Here is a 17,965-nt window from a genome sequence, read left to right on the forward strand (position 1 = left end):
GGCCCTTCCTCCGCTCGCCAATGGCCTGTCACCCTCTCACCCTCTAACGGTTTCCTGCCCGCGTAACGCGCAACGCCCCTGTCTTTTGGCCATTTCTGCCCCGCACTGATGCTTTCGGTCATTGTGGCACTCAGCCACGCCCCTATCATCGCTCAGAACTGATGAGTTTCGGAGCAGCTTATCCCATGACCGCACCAACCATTCTTGTTACCGGCGCCACCGGAGCCCAGGGGGGCGCCTTGATCCCGCACCTGCTCGACAAGGGCTTCCCCGTACGCGCGCTGACCCGCAACCCGGGCAAACCCGCCGCCCAGGCGCTGGCAGGCCGGGGCGTGGACGTGGTCGTTGGCGACCTGGATGATGCCCCGTCACTGGCCCAGGCATGCAGCGACTGTTATGGCGTTTTTGCGGTGCAGAATTTCTGGGAAAAGGGCGTCGGGTACGAGCGGGAAGTGGCTCAGGGCAAACGCCTGGCGGATGCGGCCCACCAGGCCGGCGTGCAACACTTCGTGCAAACCTCCGTAGCCGGCTGCGAAGAAGCCGGCGACGTGCTGCACTTCCGTAGCAAATGGGAAATTGAAAAACACATTCGCGACCTCGGGCTACCCAGCACCTTTCTGCGCGAAGTGTTCTTTATGGAGAATTTTTTCGAGCCCGTCATGGGCAACAGTGGCAAGAAAGCCGTCAACCCGGCACTGGTGCTCGCCACACTGGCCGGCTGCCTGAAACCGGATACCCGTTTTCACATGGTCACCGTGGACGACATTGCCCGTGCCAGCGCCGAGATTTTCGCTCAACCCGATACTTTCCTGGGAGAAATTGTCGACCTGGCCAGCGATGCGCTGACGGTTTCGGAAATGCAGACCGTCTACCGGCGCGTATCCGGCAAGCGCCCGCTGCCCTTCAAGATTCCCTTGTGGGCCTTGCGGCTGACCAATGCGGAAGCGGCCCGGCAATACGTGTGGAATAACACCGTGGGCTGGCAATTTCCGCTGGACCCGGTCCGCGACCAATTCCCGTTCCTCACCTCCTTCGAACAATTTCTGCAGCAGCGTCTGCGCCTGCAGCGCTAGCCGCCTGGCAAACGTACCCGCAGATAGCCCGACACAGGAGCCACCATGAGTGCCATCGATGTACAACAGGACTACCGGTTCAGCGCCGACAGCGTCTGGCAGCGGATCCACGGTTTCGGCGATTTACAGAGCTGGTTACCCGGCGTCACAGCTTGCCAGGTGCAAGGCGAAGGCATCGGTGCGGTGCGCACCGTCACCGTGGCAGACGGCAGCCAGGTGGTAGAAGAACTGGTGGCGCTGGACCCGGCGGCACGGCAATTTTCCTACCGCATTCTGCAAGGCCCCGGCGTGGACCAGCGGGCCAACTTTACCGCCACAGTCAGCATCACCGAGACCGCCGTTGGCTGCACGGTGCGCTGGCAGGCTGACTTCGACGCCGGCAATGCGCCAGAGGAAAAAGTGGAGAAAGCCCGGCAAAGCGCCACCCGGATGTACCAGTTTTGCCTGACACATCTGGGGCAATTGCTCGACCGGGAAAGGTAAGGATCAGGGTTCGCAGATCCAGGCTTTGGCAGCGTCGGCGTCATCACTGGGGAACACCTTCACCTCAATGGACGGCAGCAGCTTGTCTGCCAGCACCGACAGGCGGCGCATCCAGTCCTTATCGGTGACCACGGCTTCGCGGTCGAAATGCTTCCAGTGGGCAAGACCGAACTTCAGATCCTGAAACAATACATCCATGGACACCCCGCCAAAGGTTTCCATCTCTGCATAGAAACGTACCGTTTCATGTTTTTGCAGCGCGGCTTCCAGCGCCGTGGTCACAGAATCGAATTCTTCGCGGGTGATCTTGCCGGAGATACGTGCACCCACAACCCGGTCGTCATCAAAAGGAATCAACGTCAGCATGGTCCGTCTCCCGTCCCTGTGGTGCCTGCCTTGTGCGTCGGTGTCGATTCGCACGGCGCACGATCAGACACGTCATTGTGCCTGCCGCAATGGGTAGAGGGCGCTACTCCTGTTCCGGCGCGGGCGCCGTCAGGCTTTGCCAGCCCTGCTTGGCGGCCTCCCAGCTTTGCTGGAATTTTACCTTGGCCGCATCCCAATTGTCCTCACCCGCATTCTGCAAGGCCTGATAACGGGTTTCCAGCTGGGCCTGCTGCTCTTTCAGCGCGGTGAGCGCATCCTGCTTGTGCAGGCGTGCGTCCTGGGACAGATCGCGCCACTGGCTGTTGATATCACCCTGTAGCAGGGTAATTTGCTGATCCAGATCATCGATGGCATGGCGCGCCACGCGCATGGCCTGGTTCTTCTGTTCTACGGAATAACTCTGGATATCGTCCAGGGTTTCTTCCATCTGGGTTTCCACTTTTTCCGGTTCCGGCGTTTTCACGTTGGGAACGCCTTCGGTCTCAGCCCACGCCGTGGCGGTGGTGACCAACATCAGGGTGGCGGCGGCCAATAATCGGTGTGTCATCGGGACAACTCCTCGTTCTGCCTTTTGTGCCAAATCTGGCTATGCCTGTACTGGAATGTGACAAGTCAGACGGCAAAACGCTCCCCCGATCATGCAAAAAGCCGTAAAACGGGGCCGTAAGCCCCGTTTTACCGGGGAATTCATGCGTTGAGAATATACGCCAGCATCTCCACCACCTGCTCCGGGGTGCGCGCTACCGCATCGGCGGCGGCATCCACCTCTTTCAACGGATGATCATGCTCTTCATCGTGCAAAATGATCATCGGCGTGCCCAAAGCCGCCGTGTAGCCGGCATCAAATGCCGCATTCCATTGCTTATACTTGGGGCCAAAACGCACCACCACAAGGTCCGCCTCATCAATCAGCTTTCGCGTACGAATACCGTTGATGCCCGCCCCGAGACGGTCTTCCCAAAAACGCTTCTCTTCTGCACCGAGAATATTCACCCCCACCTTGTCACTGGCTTCGTGGTCCGTCACCGGCGCGCTGAATTCGATATCCAGCTCTTTGTCGGCACAGCCCTCAACAATGCGCTCGCGCCAGTCGGTGTGAATTTCCCCGGAAAGGTAAACGGTCCAGAAACTCATGGTGATTCTCCCGATTGATTCTGAAAAACGGCAGGATAGGCCCGCCGGATTGCAAAAGCCACCTTGTCGAGTACCACGCGCTCAACGCCTGATGCCTGACGCTAAATTAAGGAGCCTCTGTGCAGAACGCTGCAGCCACGTGATCCCATTACACCTTGAACCGGGGCGGTGGCTGCCGTTAAATGCCCCCATTCGTTCTCATTGATTTCAGGAAGGGTTTGCCATGCGTATGACACTTTTGCTCCTGCTCGCCACCGCGCTGCTGGCAGGCTGCGACGACCCGGACGCGCCAGCAAAACCCGCTGACAAACCTGCCACCACCACCAAGAGCGACGCTGCACAAGCCGGTGTCGCCCCGGAAACGCTGGTGCGCATCGTCCATACCTTGAATAAAACCGACGAACAATGTGACGCTGACGGCTGCCCGAAAGTGGACCTGCAATGGCTTACCTTCGAGAACCAGCCGGAGCTGAACGAGGCCATCACCCAGCACCTGGCCGCCATGCTGATTCAGGATGAAGGCAACGCGACCCACGATGGCACCATCGAAGGCCTGGCCGATGCGTTTTTGCAAGATGCGTCCGGCATGGCCATGGCCTCCGAGCAGGGCTGGGAACTTAGTGCCACTGTGAAGAAGCAAGGCCGTCGCGGCGATTTGGTAACCCTGTCCATGGAAACCTACGAATACACCGGGGGCGCCCACGGGTTACCCAGCGTGCAGTATTTCCATTGGGATTTGGCCAAACAGCAAAGCGTGAAACTGGACGACCTGCTGGTACCCGGTCAGCAGTCAGCCTTCTGGGAAAAGGCCAGCGAACAGCACACGGCCTGGCTGGATGAGGAAAACCTGGACCAGACTTTCCGTGACAGCTGGCCGTTCGACAAGACCGATAACGTCTTCTTCAATGACAAGGGTGTAGTGCTGCAATATAACGTGTACCACATCGCGCCCTACGCCATGGGCCAGCCCACCCTGACGATCCCCTATGCGGAGCTAGAAGGCATTGTGCGCGGGCAGTATTTGCCACAGCAGTAACGAGTTATGAGAAGCGAGTTTCGAAGAGCGAAGAGCAAAATAACCAGGCACGCATGTTTTTGCCTTTCGGGACTCGCTTCTCGAAACTCGCAACTTTTTCCCTCGCTTACGCGGCCACCAACGCTAACAGGAACACCAGCTCCGCCAGAATCACGCTAGCGCCCAACGCATCGCCGGTATACCCCCGCAACTGCCGCCACAGATACCCACCCCACAGCAACGCTACCAGCGCAACAGATAACAGTGCAGGCACCAACACCCCCGCCAGGGCAGCTACTGTCACCGTCATCGCGGTAGCGGCAGCCAGGCGTTTTGCGCTGAAGCCTTCTGCAACCGGTTTGCTTTTACTGGTGTCCGGGTCCGTCACATACGGCAGAAACCGCATCAACCACAGCGGCGTTAAACGGCTGATTACCGGGCTCAGCAACAGGGCCAGCCAAACGGGATTCGCGTCCGCCAGCAACAATCCTTTTAAACCCAGCGCCATGATCAACGCCACCGCCCCATAGGTGCCGATACGGCTGTCCTTCATGATTGCCAGACGGCGTGCCACGGTATAACCACCACCCAGCGCATCCACACTGTCTGCCAGTCCGTCTTCGTGGAAAGCCCCGGTGATCCACAGGTGGAACGCCAGCACCAGTGCCACACTGATACCGGTGTGCCAGTAGCTATCCACTACCACGAACAGCCCCGCGTAAAACACACCCAGCAGCAAACCCACCAGCGGAAAATACACGCCGGAACGGTTCATCAGTGCCTGGCTGTAATCAATGCGCACCAGCATGGGCACGCGGGTCAGAAACCCCACCGCCAGCCAGAACGCCTGCCATTCATCGTGAATACGCGGCTGCGAAGAACGGTTACTGCCTGTCGGTTGTGTCATCAATAATCCTGCTGTCGATAGGTGTCGGGGCTCACACCGTACCAACGGCGAAACGCCTTGCTGAAATTGCTGGCATCGGAAAACCCGAGCCGGTGAGCCACCTCTGCCAAGCTATCACCGCCGCGCACCAGTTGACCGGCCCGCTCTGCCCGCCAGGCATCCACCAGTTGCCGGTAACCGCTACCCAATTCGGCCAGCCGCCGGCGCAGGGAACGCTCGCTCATGGCCACCGCGACAGCCAGCTCACCCAAACCCGGCAAGACATCACCATTAGCGCGCAATAATCCCTGCAGGGTTTGAATTAACGGGGGGGTGGCATCCAGTGCGGCCAGCTCTTGCCGCGCCAACGTCTCGTGCTGCCGCCACAAACCAGCATCCCCCAGCAACAACGGTGCGGTCAGCCGATCGCGATGGTGCCAGATGATATTGCCCGGCTGACCGAACGTCACCGGGCACCCCAGAACCTGTGACCAAGGCGCAGAATCGGCAGGTGCCGAACGCTGCAATGCCACCTGCTGCACGCCACCCTCCGGTGACAGGCGCCGCAGGTTACTCACATGGGCCGCCACAAACGCATCGATGGAGGCCGGGTGCAGGGCCACATCCGGCAGGCAGCAAATCTCCAACCCCACCGCATCCGGGCGTTGCTGCAACCGCACCACCACCCCGGTGGAAATCAGCCGCTGATAGCGCACCGCCACATCCAGAATGTGGCCCAATGTCGGCGCAGTCTGGATCAGCAAACCCATCACCCGCAGATGCATGGGCAGGGACGTCTTGCCCACCCGGAGTCCCATGCCCGGGTCGTCACTCTGCTCGATGGCCAGCGTCCACAGTCGGGTCATGGCATCGGTGGGTACCCGCCCACCGGGGTTGGCGCGTAGCACGGCCAGGTCCAGCCCCGCCTGGGCCAGCAAAGCCGGGCCATCCACACCATAGCCATTGAGGGTTTCCAGCACCGCCAACGGCCAGGCGGCCACCGTCGTAGACGTCATTGGTGAGCGCTCAGTGGCCACAGAGCACTGCACTCTGGCCACCGGGAACCTTTGCCCAAAGCCGGGCCGACACTAGCCTGCAGGGATCACCCACAAAAAAAGAGAACACCATGCGCTACCTGTTTGTTTTATTGGCCGCCCTGCTGGCGGCATGCGGGGAAGAGCAACCCGTTAAGAGTACCACCCAGCTGGCCCCAGATGCGCTCAAAGCGCACAGCGAGCTGTTCCATAAAGGGGTGGAGAAGGTCACCGACGGGGTTTATGTGGCCATCGGCTACGGACTCGCCAACTCCATTATGCTGGAAGGTGACGACGGCATCATTATCGTCGATACCATGGAGAGTGCTGATGAGGCGCGCACTGTACTGGCGGAATTTCGCAAGATCACCGACAAGCCAGTGAAAGCCATCATCTATACGCACAATCACAGCGACCACGTTTTTGGTGCTGCCGGTTTTGCCGAGGGCAAAGACATTCCTGTTTACGCCCACGAAAGCACCAGCTATTACATCAACCGGGTGGTCAACCAGATTCGCCCCATCATTACCGCCCGCTCCATGCGCATGTTTGGCAACCATCTGCCCCATGGCGAACATATCAATGATGGTATCGGCCCGCATCTGAGCATCACCCCGGAAAGCGAGCTGTATGCCCTGCCGCCCACTCACACCTTCGATGACAAGTTGTCCGTCAACATCGCCGACATCCAGATCGAGCTGGTGCATGCCCCCGGCGAAACGGAAGACCAGCTTTTCGTCTGGCTGCCGGAAAAACAGACTGTCCTCACCGGCGATAACATCTACCAGACCTTCCCCAACCTCTACACCATTCGCGGCACCTACTACCGCGACGTGAAACAGTGGGCCAACAGCCTGGACCAGATCCGCGCCCTGGGCGCCAAGCATCTGGTGCCCAGCCACACCCGTCCGGTGCACGGCCAGGACAAGGTGGCTGAGCTACTGACCGACTACAGCGACGCCATCAACTTTGTACACGACCAGACCCTGCGCTACATGAACCTGGGCCTGACCCCGGACCAGATCGTCGAGAAAGTGCAGCTGCCCGAACACCTGGCCAGCAACCCCTGGCTGCAGGAGTTCTACGGCAAGGTCAGCTGGTCGGTGCGCTCCGTGTTCGATGGCTACCTGGGCTGGTTCAGCGGCAATCCCAGCGAGCTGCAGCCGCTGGCCGAACCGGAAGAAGCGCACCGCATGGCCACCCTGGCCGGCGGCAACGACGCCCTGCTGGAGAGCGCACAAAAAGCGCTGAATGATAGCGATGCCCAATGGGCGCTGGATCTCAGTGACCATCTGATGATCCTGATGCCGGACAACGATACGGTGAAAACCCTGCGTGCCGACGCATTGCGCCAGCTGGGCGAAAAAGAAGCCAACCCCAACGCGCGCAACTACTACTTCACCGTGGCCCGGGAAGTGCAGGACGGACTCAAGCCCGGCTTCCGCACACAGATGAGCGAAGACTTCCTCGCCACCCTGCCCATCGAGAACTTCCTGCATGCCATGCCCGCACTGCTCAAGGCTGAAGAGACCCTCGAGGAAAACGTGGCGCTGGGTTACGCCTTCCGGGAGAGCGGCAAGCAATTCACCCTGCGCATCCGGCGTGGTGTGGCCAAGGTACACAGCGGCATTGATGACGACGTGGTCGCCACGCTGGATACCACCGAAGTCACCTGGAAAGCCATTGCCGCCGGAGTCCAGAATCCGGCCACCGCCCTGGCCGGTGACGACCTGGATATCGACGGCAGCACCCTGGCCGCCATGAAAGTGCTGGGCTATTTCGAGAAAATTGACTGAATCAGGCGTCCTGCCTGATAACAAAATGCGTCGTGGGGTCCAGGAAGAACATCTTCTTCCAGCCCTGCGGCGCCTCGTCTGCCCGCCAGAACAGCGGCAACAGACTCACCAGAGAATAGTGCAGATGCGGCGGTTTGCCCGCCGCATTGCCACTGTCCCCCACGGTGCCCACCAACGCACCCGCCCCCAGCCAAATGCCACTGTCGGCGATGCCCTGCAAGTGGGCGTAGTAGTGCAGCCGCCATTTCGGCCCCAACATCAGCACCACCTTGCCGCCCCGCGACAGCTCCCCGCGATACAGCACCAGGCCGCCACTGCTGGCGATCACCGGCGTTCCCGCATCAGCAAAGATATCCACGCCCTTGTGGACCCCGGACTTGCCCCAGGGGTGATACCAGAAAGTCTGAGGGTGCCAGTCATTGCGGTCTGCGCCCTGCACCGGCACCTGCCGGGCCTCCGGCAGCAGCAAACCGGCCACCAGCACCAACAGCAGCAGCCACAGGCCGCGACGGATTACAGTACGGATTCGCGACATAATTCCAGCCACCTCTCAATGCCAGGGCTGCGGTACTTCTGCCGATGCAGCACAAAATAGAATTCCCGGCTGAAATCCCGGTGCGGCACCGCCAGCTCCACCAGCGAACCCCGCTTGAACGCCTCCTGCAGGCACACCCGCGACAGGCAACTGATCCCCAACCCGGTTTCCACCGCCCGCTTGATTGCCTCGGTATGCTCCAGCTCCAGTGCCAGATTCAGCTCCGGCACCAGGCCGTGCAATGCACGCTCAAAGGTCTGCCGGGTACCAGAGCCCGACTCACGGACAATCCAGTGCGCTGCGCGTAAATCCTCATCAGTAAGCGCTCCCTTACTTGCCAGCGGATGGTCCGGGCTGCAGAACACCACCAGCTCATCCTCCCGCCAGGGTAGCAGCTCCAGATCAGGGTGATTCAACTCGCCCTCAATCAGGCCCAGATCCAGCTCAAAGGTGAGCACCCGATCCACAATGGAACGGGTGTTGGCCACCTCCAGATGCACCCGCGCCCCCGGCTGCTGAGCCATATACTCCGCCATGATCGCCACCGCCAGGTAATTGCCGATGGTCAGGGTGGCGCCCACGTTCAGACGCCCCAGATCCCGGTGAGACTGTAGATCCGACTCCAGCTCCCGGGCCTGGGCCAGCAGCGCTTCCGCCCGCGGCCAGAATTGCCGGCCCAGCTCATTGAGCTTCAGCCGCTTGCCGGCCCGCTCGAAGAACTTCACGTCGTAAAGCCCTTCCAGCTCTTTCAACGCCCCGGAGGCCGCCGACTGGGACATGCTCAAGTGATTGGCCGCATGGCTCACATTTTCAAAGTGGGCGATGGCGAGAAAGACTTCCAGTTGCCTGAGGGTGTAGCGCATGACCACCTATCCATGATTAAATGAGAATCATTATTAACTGTGTGCAGTGTTCGGTATCGGCTTTCTCGATATCAACTATCGGAACAACCCATTTTACCGATAAATGCCATTCGGTTAAATTTCCACCATCTGGAATTTTGGAATAAGCGCTGATTTAACTATGTCTAATTTGAATACCGAAACCGTCAAAAGCGTTCGCCACTGGAACGACACCCTGTTCAGCTTTACCACCAGCCGGGACCCGGGTTTTCGTTTCAAGAACGGACATTTCACCATGATTGGCCTGGAGCAGGACAACGGCCGCCCGTTGCTGCGCGCCTATTCCATTGCCAGCGCCAACTATGAAGAAGAACTGGAGTTCTTCAGCATCAAGGTGCAGGACGGCCCGCTCCCCTCCCAGCTGCAAAACATCCAGCCGGGCGACAAGATCTATGTGAGCCGCAAACCCACCGGCACCCTCGTGGCCGACCACCTGCTGCCGGGCAAGAACCTGTGGCTGCTGTCCACCGGCACCGGCCTGGCGCCGTTCATGAGCATCATCAAGGACCCGGAAGTGTACGAGCAGTACGACCGCGTCATTCTCACCCACGGGGTGCGTCATGTGTCCGAGCTGGCCTACCAGGACACCATCGAGAATGAGCTGCCCAACAACGAATTCTTTGGTGAGTTCGTCAACGGCAAACTGCTCTACTACCCCACGGTAACGCGTGAACCGTTCCGTAACGAAGGGCGTCTCACCGACCTGATGACCAGCGGCAAGATCTTCACGGACCTGGGCCTGCCCAAGCCGAGCCTGGAAAACGACCGTTTCATGCTGTGCGGCAGCCCCGCCATGCTCAAGGACACCACCAAAATCCTCGACGATTGGGGCTTCAAGGAAACCCGCGGCGGCGAACTGGGTGAGTACGTGATCGAGCGGGCGTTTGTGGAAAAATAGGCGCAACACGCTTCACGCTGCATGCAACACGTTACGGGCCGCTTTAGCGGCCCGTTTTTTTATCTCCACCCGGCTCTCGGCGCCCCAGTCTGCTACTCTCCACTAGCCTTTTCGGGGAAGGGAAAGTTCCAGCCGTGCAACCACAATCCATTGCCATTATCGGGGCCGGTACCGCCGGGCTCGCAACTGCCGCGCTGTTGGCCCAGCAGGGCCACGCCATCACGCTGATAGAGCGCGCCCCCGCCCTGGAACCGGTGGGTGCCGGCTTGCTGTTACAGCCCGCCGGACTCAGCGTCCTCCACCGCATGGGCCTCTATCAGGCTATGTACCGTTACGGCGCGCATATCGATGCCCTGGTGGGACATACCTGTTCCGGCCGCGCCATCATGAACAGCCACTATCGCCCCCTTGGCGAACAGGCCCACGGTCTGGGCATCCACCGCGCCAGCCTCTGCCATGTACTCGATAGCCACCTGCAAACCCTGCCGCATCAACGGCGCATGGGCTGTACCGTTAGCGCCGTGGACGCCCAGGCACATCAAACCCTTGTCACCCTGGAAGAAAAGCAGCGCACGGACGTGCTCACCTTCGATGCCGTGCTGATTGCCAACGGCAGCCACAGCCAGCTGCGCCCCAGCGACTGGACTCGCTACGACCGCCTTTATCCCTGGGGCGCCATGTGGGCCATGCTGCCCATGGCCGCCCCCTTTGACGTGCCTCTGCTGCAACAGCGCTATCACCGGGCCAGCACCATGGCCGGCATTCTTCCCACCGGCAGTCGCCCGGACCAGCCGGAGACACCGCTAGCCAGTTTTTTCTGGAGCCTGCCGGTCACCGAGATCGCCCAATGGCAACAACCGGACTTTGCCGCCTCACCTTTTGAAAAATGGCGCGGCGCACTGCATACCTTCTGGCCGCAACTGGACGAGGTGCTGACACCGCTGACCCGGGCGCAGCAGCTAACCCCGGCCACCTACCGCGATGTGATCATGTCAAAATGGGGAGACAACCGACTGGGCGTTATTGGCGACGCCGCCCATGCCATGAGCCCGCAACTGGGCCAGGGCGCAAACATGGCCTTGCTGGACGCCTGGGCCCTTGGCGACGCCATGCAACAATCGGATAACTGGCATCAGGTCTGGACGCATTATCACCAGCATCGCGGCCCGCAGATTCGCTTTTACCAACGCATGAGTCGTTGGCTGACACCGGCTTTCCAGTCGCACAGCCGCGTCGTCGCCACCGGCCGCGACCTGCTGCTTCCAGTGCTGAACCACCTGCCCTGGATGCGCCTGCAAATGGCAAAAACCATTGCCGGCCTGAAAACCGGGCTGCTGCGTTAACGCCCCTTACCGCTTTCCCGAAACGCCTGCCGAATCAATCCTGGCCCGCCTGCTGATGACGCCACTGGCTGGGCGTCATGCCCATCCAGCCCTTGAACGCACGGGTAAAATTGGCCGGATCGGCAAACCCCAGCAGCTCGCTGATACGCTGAATTTCCATATCGGAACTGGCCAGCAGGTGGCGACTGTCCCGGTGTCGGGCTTCTTCCAGCAACGACTGGAACCCCTGCCCTCGTTCCTGCAACCGGCGACGCAACGTGCGAGGGGTCAGATGCAGACGCTCGGCAAGCTGCTCCGGTGCCGGATACCCGTGCGCACCCAGCACCAAAAGCTCACGCACCTGACGCAGCAAGGTATCACCGGGGGCCGTCAAGGCGCTTTCCCGCTCACACTGGGCCAGAGCCTGACTCAGCGCCTCCGGATTGGCGGTAGGCAGCGGGCTATCCAGCCACTGCACCGCTTCCGGCGCCCAGATACCTGCCCGTGCCTGGCGATAACGCACTGGCACCGCCCCGTCATCCATGGGCCGGCCAGAGCTGGGCGGCTCGCCCTGCAGCCAGATTTCCGGCACCAGCGACAAGTCAGGGAGAATAAACTGCATGCCACTGGCCATACTGCCCAGCATGGAACTGAGCAGCACATCGCGTACCGCAGCGGGCAACACCACTTCCGGCACCAACTCGAAGAACAGCCCGCCGCGCTCCTCCTTTACGCTGAGAACCACACTGCGACCCCGCAGGTGCCAAAACCGCTCCAGCAGACCAATGGCCTCGCGGGCACTGCCCGCGCACATGAGCACATAGCCCAGGCTGCCATGGGCTGTGAGCGGCATCCGCTGCCCCACCTCAAGGCCAATGGCCGCGTCACCGGTCAGCGCGGCAGCAGCCGCAAACACCTGCACCGTCTCCTGCAGGGACACCCGTCCGGAGGGGTCTTCCAGCAAGGCTGCCGACACCCCTGCGGTGGACAGCAAGGTCTCACGAGAAACACCCCGCTGCGCCGCCACTTCCATAAACATGCGCACATAGGTCACCGCCTGGCTGCGCTGGCGGGTCCAGTCAGGGAAACGGCTCCAGTCGATCAAGGTGAAGGGTTCAGACAATTTGGCCACCAATGACAAGCGCTTTGTCCGCCCAGCATCTCACGCACTCCGGGCACTCACCAGTACCGTATGGGCCAAGCGTCAACGTATCCTTTTCGCCAGGAGGCTCAAAATGAATGCACCGGCAAAACACCTTCATAACAATCCGACCGATGCCCGCCCGGCCATGGTGATTCCCACCGTCCGCCAGCCGGACTTCGACCTGGCCGACGATGTGCCCAAATACTGGTGGGACAATGACCCGCTAAAAACCCTGTTGCTGGGGGCGCTCTCCGCCAGCTTCCCCGCCGGGGAGCGGTTCTTTATCGATTCCGTACGCCACTTTCAGGACCGCATCGACGATCCGGAACTGAAAAAAGCCGTGCGTGCCTTTATCGGTCAGGAAGCCCATCACTCCAAGGAGCACAAGCTGCTCAATGGCTATCTGGAAGAGCGCGGGGTTGGCCTTGGCCGTCTGGATCGTGAAATTCAGGCTTTCATGAACTGGATGCGCAAGAACCTGTCACCGGAGCGACAACTGGCTCACACCGTGGCGGTGGAACATTTCACCGCACTGATGGCGGAAGAATTTCTGCTCAAGTATGACGCCCTGGATGAAATGGATCCGCGCATGGCACCGATCTGGGCCTGGCATGCCATTGAAGAATCCGAGCACAAAGCCGTAGCGTTTGATGTGTACAAACACATCGGCGGCAGTGAGTTTACCCGCATCACGGAGATGGCCTTCGTGAGTGTTCTTTTCCCGTTCTTTTCTACCTTGCATCTGACGCAATTAATGAAAGAACAGGGCGAGCTGACCAATGTGAAATCCTGGCTCGGCGGCCTCAATTACATGTGGGGCAAACCCGGCGTATTCCGCAAGCTGCTACCGTCCTACTTCAAGTTTTACAGCCCGCGCTTCCACCCCTGGCAGCACGATGCCCGCGATCTGGTGGAAAAGGCGAAGAAAAAGTGGCTGGGTGACTGGGCCTGATATCTGCTTTGCCGAATGCCAAACGCCGGATGCCTGACGCTTAAAATCACAAACCCGGAAAGGGTTGCGTGGTGAGATAAAGCGGCAAGGCTCATGACTTAAATCCAGGCACTACGGGCATTGACTTGAAGCAGGATCAGAGAGCGACGAAGCGCATTCGCGCTTCGTCCATTGTAAAATAGCGGGAACACTCTATTTTTTGGGGCCAGACTGCAGGGTCACTGGTTGGGCCAGTGCATCGATGGCTTCTGCTGGCTTCTCGTCCAGACTTTTTTCCGCACCGCAGGCAACACATTCCATCCACTGCTGATCACCGTCGATGATCCGCTGTATCTTGTCCATCTGCCCACATTCCGGGCAGGTTGCCCCGGCAATAAACTGGCGTTTCATAACATTCCTCCGCTTAACGGCAAACACCCGATGCCAAGCATCGGGCGTTTGTCACCAAACGTTTTATCCATTGATCCCGCAATGACGTAACAACGGTTCCACGCTGGGCTCGCGGCCACGGAACGCCTTGAACAGCTCCATGGGTTCCTTGCTGCCGCCTTTGGCGAGAATTTCCGTGCGGAATGCGCGGCCGGTTTCCTCGTTGAACTCCCCTTCTTCTTCGAACCGGGAATAGGCATCCGCAGACAACACTTCGGCCCACTTATAGCTGTAGTAACCGGCCGCATAACCGCCGGCAAAAATGTGCCCGAAACTGTTGGGAAAACGGTTGAAGGCCGGCGGCTGAATCACCGCTACCTGTTCACGCACTTCATTCAATACCTGATAAATATCCAGACTGGGTTGATACTCGGCGTGGATTCGCATATCGAACAGGGAAAATTCGATTTGCCGTACCATCTGCATGGCACCCTGAAAATTTTTCGCCGCGAGCATCTTTTCCAGTTTTTCTTTCGGCAGCGGTTCACCGGTTTGGTAATGGCCGGAAATCAATGCAATCCCGTCTTCGGTCCAACACCAGTTTTCCAGGAACTGGCTGGGTAACTCCACCGCATCCCAGGCCACGCCATTAATTCCGGAAATACCGGACACATCCTGCTCGGTCAGCATGTGGTGCAGGCCATGGCCGAATTCATGGAACAGGGTGACCACTTCATCGTGGGTCAACAGGCCCGGCTTGCCGCCCGCCGGCGGCGCAAAATTACAGGTCAGGTAGGCAACCGGCGTTTGCAGGCTGCCATCTGGCTGGCGACGACGAATACGCGCATCGTCCATCCAGGCGCCACCACGTTTCCCGGTGCGGGCATACATGTCCAGATAGAAGGCCGCGCGAACACTGCCGTCATCATCCACCAATTCGTAGAAGCGCACATCATCGTGCCAGGTATCCACATCCGTGCGTTGTTTAAACTGAATGCCGAACAACTTGCCGACCACCGAAAACATGCCATTGATCACCGTGTCCGCCGGGAACCAAGGGCGCAGCTCTTCTTCGGAAATATCGTAGCGCGCTTCACGCAAACGCTCGCTCCAGAAACCGATATCCCAAGGGTTTAAATCACCGGCGCCTTGCTCGGCTGCAAAGGCTTTCAGTTCTGCCAGTTCCTGTTCCGCCTGGGGCTTGGCGCGACGGGCCAGGTCTTCGAGAAACTGTACGACTTCACTCACATCCCGCGCCATTTTGGTGGCCAGGGATTCTTCCGCGTAGTTGGCAAAGCCCAGCAATTGAGCCTGCTTGTGCCGCAACGCAAGGATCTCATCCATGATCGCCGCATTATCAAACTGGCCAGCCTGCGGCCCTTGATCAGAGGCCTTGGTGGTCCAGGCGGTGTACATTTCCTTGCGCAATTCTGCATTCTTACAGTGGCTCATCACCGCGATAAATACCGGAGCATCCAGGGTCAGCAACCAGCCGTCTTTTTCGTCGGCTTTTGCGCGATCGGCAGCACCGGCCTTGGCGCTGTCCGGCAAGCCATCGAGCGCGTTTTCATCGGTGATGTGCTTGCTCCACGCCTGGGTGGCATCAAGCGCATTGTCCGAGAATTTACTGGTCAGTTCAGACAAGCGCTTGGAATTGGCCATGTATTGCGCTTTCTTTTCCTCCGGCAGATCTACCCCGGACAAACGGAAATCACGCAAGGTGTTGTCGATATCTTTCTGTTGGGCTTCGCTCAGCGTTGACCATTGCTCGCTATCACGCAGTGCCTGGTAAGCCGCGCAAAGGGCCGCATTTTGCCCCACCTCAGTCCCGTATTCGCTAAGCAGGGGCAGGCAACTGTTATAGGCATTACGCAAGGCTTCATTCTGGGCCACGGCATTCAAATGCCCGACCGGACCAAAGGCTTTACCCAGGCGGTCATCTTCCTGGTCCAATGCCTGAACCAGATGCGCGTAGTCGAAGTTTCCCTCCGCCAGCACCTGCTCAATACGGGCACGGCCTTCTGCCACCAGCTGCTCCACGGCAGGAAGCACGTGCTCGGGCTGAATCTGTGAAAAAGGAGGAAGTGCCGGGTAATCAATCAGCGGGTTGTTGCTCATGGGTGTCCTGTCCTGCTCTGGGTTCAGCGTGTGTCTGCGCGGCTGGCAGCCGATGGCGAGCGGTATCGTCCGGCTGCAACAGCGTCTGGAATATCAGCCACTTGCTTAGCAGAAAAACGCCAAGCAAGATCAATATGGCTATCAGTATACGAGCGGGCGTCTGCAAAAGGTGCCCCTGTAACCATGAATTTGAACTATCGAGTGTATCAGTGATGGGGATTCGCCGCTTTGAAGACAAGGCCCCGCAATTGGGGAAACGGGTATATGTGGACGAGGACGCTACGGTGATCGGCGAGGTCACACTGGGCGATGATTGCTCCGTGTGGCCGAAGGCGGTGGTCCGTGGCGACATGCATGCCATCCGCATTGGCGCCCGGGTCAGCATTCAGGATAACGCTGTGCTGCATATTACCCACGACTCCACCTTCAACCCCGGCGGCTTCGGGCTGCAGATCGGCGACGATGTGACCCTCGCTCACCAGGCCATGCTGCACGGCTGCACGCTGGGCAACCGGGTAATGGTGGGCATGCAGGCGATCATCATGGATGGGGCCATCGTGGAAGACGACGTGATCGTCGCCGCCGGTTCCCTCGTGGGGCCAGGCAAGCGCCTGGAAAGCGGTTATCTGTATCGCGGTCAGCCTGCGCGACAGGTGCGCGCGCTCACAGAGGAAGAAAAAGAATTTCTTCCCTATGTGGCGGGGAATTATGTGCGGTTGAAGGATCGGTATCTAGCGGATGGCGAGGATCAATAAATGCTCAATTAGCCTGAGCGTTCCGAGCCCTGTAGGTAGACTGTTTCGAGTAACGAGAAGCGAGTCTCGAAAACCTGCCAAGCCTTGAAAATCGGATGTGCGCTTTTGCCTTTCGTTACTCGTCACTCGCTTCTGCTATTATATCTGCCACATGAAAGACATGTTGCCGAAGCTGAAGGTGTCATCCCTGCTACGCAGAGGAGAGGTTGAACTTTGCAGTGTCAGGGTGAAAGAAAAATTGTCCCAGCGCACACCGCCTCCCACCACCAGAGCCAACACACCATCGCGGGCTTCCACATCGTACTCCTCTGCATGATTTTCCAGGTAGGAATAACCGATATATTCACCGAAGCTGCCCACAAACGCTTCCCAGCCAAAACCGCTGCCATCAAACAGGCCGACCAGTGAACCGGCTGTGCCGATACCGGCATAATCGGGGATAAAGTTCCGCGGCAGATTTCGGCCCAGCCGGAAAAATCCGCCAGCCGTTGCGGTCCCATGGAAATTGTTGGCATCCACACCCCAGGCATAACCCAGCTCACCCTGCAGCCCCGAGCCCCACTGAAACTGCTGGAAACGGCGGGCATTGATAAAATACGCACCGCCGATCAGGTCCGTCCCCAGCTGGTTATCCCAGCCTTGCGGCTCGGTGGAGCCGGTTATCTTGTGAACCAGTTTCTGGCTTTGCTCCGCCCCGGACTCCGGGCCAACGACCCCCAAACGCGCGCCATAACCAAACAGGCTGTCGCCGTTCCAGCTGAACAACCCCATCTCCAGATTGCTGTAACCCGCATAAGGCAGATCATTGTAATCCGGGGCGCTCTGGCTGATATCCGCCGGGGTAATCATGACCTGTTCCAGACTCAGCGTCAGCGCATGCTTTTCATCGTTGAGGCTGATGCCGGGTAAGGGAGACAACGCGCTCGCCAGGCTGCAGGTAACACTGCCATTGCGTTCACAATGGTCATGCGCATCACCCACCCAGCTGATCCGCACGCCATTGGTGTACTGCCCATCGGCACCGACGAACAGATCGTTATCCCAGGAAAACCCCAAGGTGGCAGCCAACACAGGCAGCGGAAAAAAAACGCTTAATAAGAGAAAAAAACGCAGGGACATATTTCACCCAGTGGTAACGGCCCCAAGAGCCCCCAGCACGTAC

At 59.3% G+C, this 17,965-nt stretch carries 19 protein-coding genes; 8 read left to right on the forward strand and 11 right to left on the reverse strand.

All coding sequences use genetic code 11. The features are described from left to right. Positions 1 to 185 precede the first annotated feature (185 nt). Both CL546_RS07270 and CL546_RS07275 read left to right on the forward strand, forming a co-directional pair. Entirely contained in the window at positions 186 to 1,073 is an 888-nt protein-coding gene (locus CL546_RS07270; RefSeq protein ID WP_290493909.1) for an NmrA/HSCARG family protein, read from the forward strand. Between the two features lie 45 nt (positions 1,074 to 1,118). Then, positions 1,119 to 1,556, forward strand: coding sequence for an SRPBCC family protein (locus CL546_RS07275; RefSeq protein WP_290493910.1), 438 nt, complete (start codon positions 1,119 to 1,121; stop codon positions 1,554 to 1,556). Positions 1,557 to 1,559: 3 nt separating this feature from the next. On the opposite strand, the gene CL546_RS07280 is transcribed toward CL546_RS07275, so the two are convergent. The 3 genes from CL546_RS07280 to CL546_RS07290 form a co-directional block, all read right to left on the reverse strand. Continuing rightward, the gene (locus CL546_RS07280) at positions 1,560 to 1,922 is read right to left on the reverse strand and encodes a SpoIIAA family protein (protein ID WP_290493911.1); all 363 of its coding nucleotides are present in this window, start codon (positions 1,920 to 1,922) and stop codon (positions 1,560 to 1,562) included. Positions 1,923 to 2,025: 103 nt separating this feature from the next. Continuing rightward, positions 2,026 to 2,490 carry a sll1863 family stress response protein gene (locus tag CL546_RS07285; protein ID WP_290493912.1) on the reverse strand — a complete coding sequence of 155 codons (465 nt, stop codon included), beginning with the start codon at positions 2,488 to 2,490 and terminating at the stop codon, positions 2,026 to 2,028. A 140-nt stretch (positions 2,491 to 2,630) separates the two neighbouring features. Then, complete coding sequence (locus tag CL546_RS07290) at positions 2,631 to 3,077, reverse strand: YtoQ family protein (protein ID WP_290493913.1); 447 nt, start codon at positions 3,075 to 3,077, stop codon at positions 2,631 to 2,633. A 223-nt stretch (positions 3,078 to 3,300) separates the two neighbouring features. Here CL546_RS07290 and CL546_RS07295 point away from each other — a divergent pair, with 223 nt between their 5' ends. Continuing rightward, positions 3,301 to 4,113 carry a DUF3298 and DUF4163 domain-containing protein gene (locus CL546_RS07295; RefSeq protein ID WP_290493914.1) on the forward strand — a complete coding sequence of 271 codons (813 nt, stop codon included), beginning with the start codon at positions 3,301 to 3,303 and terminating at the stop codon, positions 4,111 to 4,113. A gap of 106 nt (positions 4,114 to 4,219) precedes the next feature. Here CL546_RS07295 and CL546_RS07300 read toward each other — a convergent pair whose 3' ends face one another. Then, positions 4,220 to 4,999, reverse strand: a complete 780-nt coding sequence (locus CL546_RS07300; RefSeq protein ID WP_290493915.1) for an adenosylcobinamide-GDP ribazoletransferase — start codon at positions 4,997 to 4,999, stop codon at positions 4,220 to 4,222. Continuing rightward, positions 4,999 to 5,994 carry an AraC family transcriptional regulator gene (locus CL546_RS07305; protein ID WP_290493916.1) on the reverse strand — a complete coding sequence of 332 codons (996 nt, stop codon included), beginning with the start codon at positions 5,992 to 5,994 and terminating at the stop codon, positions 4,999 to 5,001. Before CL546_RS07305 ends, CL546_RS07300 begins: the two co-directional genes overlap by 1 nt. Positions 5,995 to 6,104: 110 nt before the next feature. On the opposite strand from CL546_RS07305, the gene CL546_RS07310 reads away from it, so the two are divergent. Beyond that, the gene (locus CL546_RS07310) at positions 6,105 to 7,808 is read left to right on the forward strand and encodes an alkyl sulfatase dimerization domain-containing protein (RefSeq protein WP_290493917.1); all 1,704 of its coding nucleotides are present in this window, start codon (positions 6,105 to 6,107) and stop codon (positions 7,806 to 7,808) included. 1 nt (position 7,809) lies between these two features. Here the strand turns inward: CL546_RS07310 and CL546_RS07315 are convergent, their stop codons facing one another. Then, entirely contained in the window at positions 7,810 to 8,343 is a 534-nt protein-coding gene (locus CL546_RS07315) for a M23 family metallopeptidase (RefSeq protein WP_290493918.1), read from the reverse strand. Next, a complete protein-coding gene (locus tag CL546_RS07320) occupies positions 8,322 to 9,206 on the reverse strand; it encodes a LysR family transcriptional regulator (protein ID WP_290493919.1) in 885 nt (294 codons plus the stop codon). Before CL546_RS07320 ends, CL546_RS07315 begins: the two co-directional genes overlap by 22 nt. A gap of 160 nt (positions 9,207 to 9,366) precedes the next feature. Here CL546_RS07320 and CL546_RS07325 point away from each other — a divergent pair, with 160 nt between their 5' ends. Continuing rightward, positions 9,367 to 10,143: a ferredoxin--NADP reductase gene (locus CL546_RS07325; RefSeq protein WP_290493920.1), complete on the forward strand. Its 777-nt coding sequence runs from the start codon at positions 9,367 to 9,369 to the stop codon at positions 10,141 to 10,143. Between the two features lie 134 nt (positions 10,144 to 10,277). Further along, positions 10,278 to 11,486 (forward strand): FAD-dependent oxidoreductase, encoded by a 1,209-nt coding sequence (locus tag CL546_RS07330; RefSeq protein WP_290493921.1) that lies wholly within the window; start codon positions 10,278 to 10,280, stop codon positions 11,484 to 11,486. A 34-nt stretch (positions 11,487 to 11,520) separates the two neighbouring features. Here the strand turns inward: CL546_RS07330 and CL546_RS07335 are convergent, their stop codons facing one another. Beyond that, positions 11,521 to 12,597 (reverse strand): helix-turn-helix transcriptional regulator, encoded by a 1,077-nt coding sequence (locus tag CL546_RS07335; RefSeq protein WP_290493967.1) that lies wholly within the window; start codon positions 12,595 to 12,597, stop codon positions 11,521 to 11,523. A gap of 103 nt (positions 12,598 to 12,700) precedes the next feature. On the opposite strand from CL546_RS07335, the gene CL546_RS07340 reads away from it, so the two are divergent. After that, positions 12,701 to 13,561, forward strand: a complete 861-nt coding sequence (locus tag CL546_RS07340) for a metal-dependent hydrolase (protein WP_290493922.1) — start codon at positions 12,701 to 12,703, stop codon at positions 13,559 to 13,561. Between the two features lie 192 nt (positions 13,562 to 13,753). Here the strand turns inward: CL546_RS07340 and CL546_RS07345 are convergent, their stop codons facing one another. Together CL546_RS07345 and prlC are read right to left on the reverse strand one after the other, a co-directional pair. Then, positions 13,754 to 13,951, reverse strand: coding sequence for a YheV family putative metal-binding protein (locus CL546_RS07345; protein WP_290493923.1), 198 nt, complete (start codon positions 13,949 to 13,951; stop codon positions 13,754 to 13,756). A gap of 63 nt (positions 13,952 to 14,014) precedes the next feature. After that, on the reverse strand, positions 14,015 to 16,048 hold the full coding sequence (prlC, locus tag CL546_RS07350; RefSeq protein WP_290493924.1) for an oligopeptidase A: 2,034 nt from the start codon (positions 16,046 to 16,048) through the stop codon (positions 14,015 to 14,017). 212 nt (positions 16,049 to 16,260) lie between these two features. Here prlC and CL546_RS07355 point away from each other — a divergent pair, with 212 nt between their 5' ends. Further along, positions 16,261 to 16,803, forward strand: coding sequence for a gamma carbonic anhydrase family protein (locus CL546_RS07355; RefSeq protein WP_290493968.1), 543 nt, complete (start codon positions 16,261 to 16,263; stop codon positions 16,801 to 16,803). 138 nt (positions 16,804 to 16,941) lie between these two features. Here CL546_RS07355 and CL546_RS07360 read toward each other — a convergent pair whose 3' ends face one another. Beyond that, positions 16,942 to 17,922, reverse strand: coding sequence for a lipid A deacylase LpxR family protein (locus tag CL546_RS07360; protein ID WP_290493925.1), 981 nt, complete (start codon positions 17,920 to 17,922; stop codon positions 16,942 to 16,944). Positions 17,923 to 17,965 lie beyond the last annotated feature (43 nt).

Source organism: Alcanivorax sp. (assembly GCF_002726155.1).
Classification (GTDB): domain Bacteria; phylum Pseudomonadota; class Gammaproteobacteria; order Pseudomonadales; family Alcanivoracaceae; genus Alcanivorax.

What these genes read in the sequence shown, in the direction of transcription:
- CL546_RS07345 (WP_290493923.1), bottom strand. Translation starts at nt 13,951, where the DNA reads ATGAAACGCCAGTTTATTGCCGGGGCAACCTGCCCGGAATGTGGGCAG.
- CL546_RS07355 (WP_290493968.1), top strand. Translation starts at nt 16,261, where the DNA reads ATGGGGATTCGCCGCTTTGAAGACAAGGCCCCGCAATTGGGGAAACGG.
- CL546_RS07280 (WP_290493911.1), bottom strand. Translation starts at nt 1,922, where the DNA reads ATGCTGACGTTGATTCCTTTTGATGACGACCGGGTTGTGGGTGCACGT.
- CL546_RS07315 (WP_290493918.1), bottom strand. Translation starts at nt 8,343, where the DNA reads ATGTCGCGAATCCGTACTGTAATCCGTCGCGGCCTGTGGCTGCTGCTG.
- CL546_RS07285 (WP_290493912.1), bottom strand. Translation starts at nt 2,490, where the DNA reads ATGACACACCGATTATTGGCCGCCGCCACCCTGATGTTGGTCACCACC.
- CL546_RS07300 (WP_290493915.1), bottom strand. Translation starts at nt 4,999, where the DNA reads ATGACACAACCGACAGGCAGTAACCGTTCTTCGCAGCCGCGTATTCAC.
- CL546_RS07290 (WP_290493913.1), bottom strand. Translation starts at nt 3,077, where the DNA reads ATGAGTTTCTGGACCGTTTACCTTTCCGGGGAAATTCACACCGACTGG.
- CL546_RS07295 (WP_290493914.1), top strand. Translation starts at nt 3,301, where the DNA reads ATGCGTATGACACTTTTGCTCCTGCTCGCCACCGCGCTGCTGGCAGGC.
- CL546_RS07310 (WP_290493917.1), top strand. Translation starts at nt 6,105, where the DNA reads ATGCGCTACCTGTTTGTTTTATTGGCCGCCCTGCTGGCGGCATGCGGG.
- CL546_RS07360 (WP_290493925.1), bottom strand. Translation starts at nt 17,922, where the DNA reads ATGTCCCTGCGTTTTTTTCTCTTATTAAGCGTTTTTTTTCCGCTGCCT.
- CL546_RS07270 (WP_290493909.1), top strand. Translation starts at nt 186, where the DNA reads ATGACCGCACCAACCATTCTTGTTACCGGCGCCACCGGAGCCCAGGGG.
- CL546_RS07305 (WP_290493916.1), bottom strand. Translation starts at nt 5,994, where the DNA reads ATGACGTCTACGACGGTGGCCGCCTGGCCGTTGGCGGTGCTGGAAACC.
- CL546_RS07320 (WP_290493919.1), bottom strand. Translation starts at nt 9,206, where the DNA reads ATGCGCTACACCCTCAGGCAACTGGAAGTCTTTCTCGCCATCGCCCAC.
- prlC (WP_290493924.1), bottom strand. Translation starts at nt 16,048, where the DNA reads ATGAGCAACAACCCGCTGATTGATTACCCGGCACTTCCTCCTTTTTCA.
- CL546_RS07325 (WP_290493920.1), top strand. Translation starts at nt 9,367, where the DNA reads ATGTCTAATTTGAATACCGAAACCGTCAAAAGCGTTCGCCACTGGAAC.
- CL546_RS07275 (WP_290493910.1), top strand. Translation starts at nt 1,119, where the DNA reads ATGAGTGCCATCGATGTACAACAGGACTACCGGTTCAGCGCCGACAGC.
- CL546_RS07340 (WP_290493922.1), top strand. Translation starts at nt 12,701, where the DNA reads ATGAATGCACCGGCAAAACACCTTCATAACAATCCGACCGATGCCCGC.